2 protein-coding genes are annotated in these 3,021 nt (G+C 63.9%); one reads left to right on the forward strand and one right to left on the reverse strand.

All coding sequences use genetic code 11. The annotated features are described in order from the left end of the window. Positions 1-222: 222 nt before the first annotated feature. Positions 223-999 (reverse strand): enoyl-CoA hydratase, encoded by a 777-nt coding sequence (locus WS69_RS15405; protein ID WP_059471603.1) that lies wholly within the window; start codon positions 997-999, stop codon positions 223-225. A gap of 132 nt (positions 1,000-1,131) precedes the next feature. Between WS69_RS15405 and paaN the strand changes: the two genes are divergently transcribed. Then, a complete protein-coding gene (gene paaN, locus WS69_RS15410) occupies positions 1,132-2,838 on the forward strand; it encodes a phenylacetic acid degradation protein PaaN (protein ID WP_059471602.1) in 1,707 nt (568 codons plus the stop codon). Positions 2,839-3,021 lie beyond the last annotated feature (183 nt).

Consider the following 3,021-nt stretch of genomic DNA (forward strand, 5'->3'; position numbering starts at 1 on the left):
CTCGCCTCAAGCGCCGGAACCTCCCACTTCTTCTTTCGCGTCGCGTTTCCGTTACCGCGAAAGAGGCGTGATTCTAGGCACCATTCCGCTTTCGCGCAAGCCCCTTTCCGAAAGAAATTTGATCCCCCCGTTCCGAGCTCGCAAAGCGCGGAACGGGGAATCGCGCGCACTGGAGTGACGACGCACCACAAGGACCAAAGGTGCGCGGCGCTTGTCCCGATTTCAGCGATGCTTGAAGACCGGCTTGCGCTTCTCGACGAACGCCGCCATCCCTTCCTTCTGATCTTCAGTCGCGAACGCTGAATGGAACAAGCGACGCTCGAAGTGCACGCCTTCCGCAAGCGTGGTCTCGTATGCGCGATTGACCGCCTCCTTCGCCATCATCACGGCAGGCAGCGAGAACTCGGCGATCGTCGTCGCTGCGGCAAGCGCCTCGTCGAGCAGTTTGTCCGCCGGCAGGATCCGAGACACCAAGCCAGCGCGCTCAGCCTCCTCCGCATCCATGAAGCGCGCGGTCAAGCACATGTCCATCGCCTTCGCCTTCGACACCGCACGCGGCAGGCGCTGCGTTCCGCCCGCGCCCGGCAGCACGCCGAGCTTGATTTCGGGCTGACCGAACTTCGCGGTGTCTGCCGCAAAGATGATGTCGCACATCATCGCGAGCTCGCAGCCGCCACCCAGCGCAAAACCTGCCACCGCCGCAATGATCGGCTTGCGGATCTGACGCACCGTCTCCCAGTTGCGCGTGATGTAGTCGCCCTTGAAGACATCCATGTATGAATAGGTCGCCATCATCCCGATGTCCGCGCCGGCCGCGAACGCCTTTTCGCTGCCCATCAGCACGATGGCGCCAATGCCCTCGTCCGCGTCGAACGCCTTGAGCGCCGCGCCGAGCTCGTCCATCAGCGCGTCGTTCAACGCGTTCAGCGCCTTCGGACGATTCAGCGTAATCAGCCCCACCCGGCCTCGCGTCTCCACCAGGATGTTTTCGTAAGCCATCTGCTTCTCCTCGATCAATGAAACATGAAATGCCGCACACGCACGGATGATTTGATGCTAACATTTTCCGACCAACCGGTCGGTTAATTAATACCCCCCCCACCCTCCTTAACGTTCATCAAGCCTGCCGCCATGACCCATCCTCTGTTTGCGAAGCATGAAGACACGCTGAAGCACGCGCTCTCCACGATCGAAACGCGCGGCTACTGGAGCCCGTTCGCCGAGATGCCGAGCCCCAAAGTGTACGGGGAAAGCGCCAATGCAGACGGTGAAGCAGCATTCAAAGCCCAGCTCGACAAACCCTTCGAGCTCAACCAGCCCGCCTCGGGCGGAACGGTCGGCGCCGAGCAGTCGCCGTACGGCTTCGCGCTCGGCATCCGCTATCCGAAATCGTCACCCGACGAACTGATCGACGCCGCCGCGCAAGCGCAGCGCGGGTGGCGCGAGGCCGGGCCGCACGCCTGGGCCGGCGTGTGCATCGAAATCCTCGCCCGGCTGAATCGCGCGAGCTTCGAAATCGCGTACGGCGTCATGCACACGACCGGACAGGCGTTCATGATGGCGTTCCAGGCGGGCGGGCCGCATGCGCAGGACCGCGCACTCGAAGCCGTCGCATACGCATGGCAGGAACTGCAGCGCATCCCCGTCGATGCGCACTGGGAAAAACCGCAAGGCAAGAACCCGCCGCTCGCGATGCACAAGCGCTACACAATTGTGCCGCGCGGCACGGGCCTCGTGCTCGGTTGCTGCACGTTCCCGACCTGGAACGGCTATCCGGGCATGTTCGCCGACCTCGCCACCGGCAATATGGTCATCGTCAAGCCTCACCCCGGCGCGATCCTGCCGCTCGCGATCACCGTGCGCATTGCGCGCGACGTGCTGCGCGAAGCGGGCTTCGATCCGAACATCGTCACACTGCTCGCGACCGAAGGGAACGATGGCGCGCTCGTCCAAGATCTCGCGCTCCGTCCGGAAATCAAGCTGATCGACTTCACCGGCAGCTCGAAAAACGGCATCTGGCTCGAACGCAATGCGCATCAGGCACAGGTGTATACGGAAAAGGCGGGCGTCAACCAGATCGTGATCGATTCCGTCGACGACCTGAAGGCTGCCGTCAAGAACATCGCGTTCTCGCTCGCGCTCTACTCCGGCCAGATGTGTACCGCGCCGCAAAACATCTACGTTCCGCGCGATGGCATCCGCACCGCGGAAGGACACGTCAGCTTCGACGACGTCGCGCAGGCGATCGCCGGCGCCGTGCAGAAGCTGACGGGCGACCCGGCGCGCTCGGTCGATCTCATCGGCGCGCTTCAGAACGAAGGTGTCGCCGCGCGCATCGACGACGCGCGCAAGCTCGGCCGCGTGCTCACCGACAGCCAAGCGCTCGAGCATCCTGTATTCAAAGACGCGCGCGTGCGCACGCCGCTCGTGCTGCAGCTCGACGTCGCAGATCGGGCGAAGTACACGCAAGAATGGTTCGGCCCGATCTCGTTCGTCATCGCGACCGATTCGACGGCACAATCGCTCGATCTCGCCGGTTCGATCGCGGCCGAGCACGGCGCGCTCACGCTCTCCGTCTATAGCACGGACGATGCCATCGTCGAGGCGGCACACGAAGCAGCGGTGCGCGGTGGAGTCGCACTGTCGATCAATCTGACAGGCGGCGTGTTCGTCAATCAATCGGCGGCGTTCTCCGACTTTCACGGTACGGGCGCCAATCCGGCCGCGAACGCTTCGCTCGCCGATGCCGCGTTCGTCGCGAACCGCTTCCGCGTCGTGCAGAGCCGACACCATGTTGCGCCGAAGTCCGCACCGGCAGAAGCCGGCCAAACGGCATAACCCGTTCGGCCGAGCTGCCGACCGCGCCATCGTTCACTACCATGAATGAACCCGCTCCCTCGCGGGTTCACCTCCGCCGGAATTCGACATGACCGATGCTTTCATCTGCGACGCAATCCGCACGCCCATCGGCCGCTATGGCGGCGCCCTGGCCCCGGTGCGGGCCGACGACCTCGGCGCGGT

Origin of the sequence: Burkholderia sp. BDU5, from assembly GCF_001522845.1 — a bacterium.
GTDB classification, from domain to species: Bacteria; Pseudomonadota; Gammaproteobacteria; order Burkholderiales; family Burkholderiaceae; genus Burkholderia; species Burkholderia mayonis.

Excerpts from the sequence above, each read along its gene's own strand:
- WS69_RS15405 (WP_059471603.1), bottom strand. The coding sequence starts at position 999 with ATGGCTTACGAAAACATCCTGGTGGAGACGCGAGGCCGGGTGGGGCTG.
- paaN (WP_059471602.1), top strand. The coding sequence starts at position 1,132 with ATGACCCATCCTCTGTTTGCGAAGCATGAAGACACGCTGAAGCACGCG.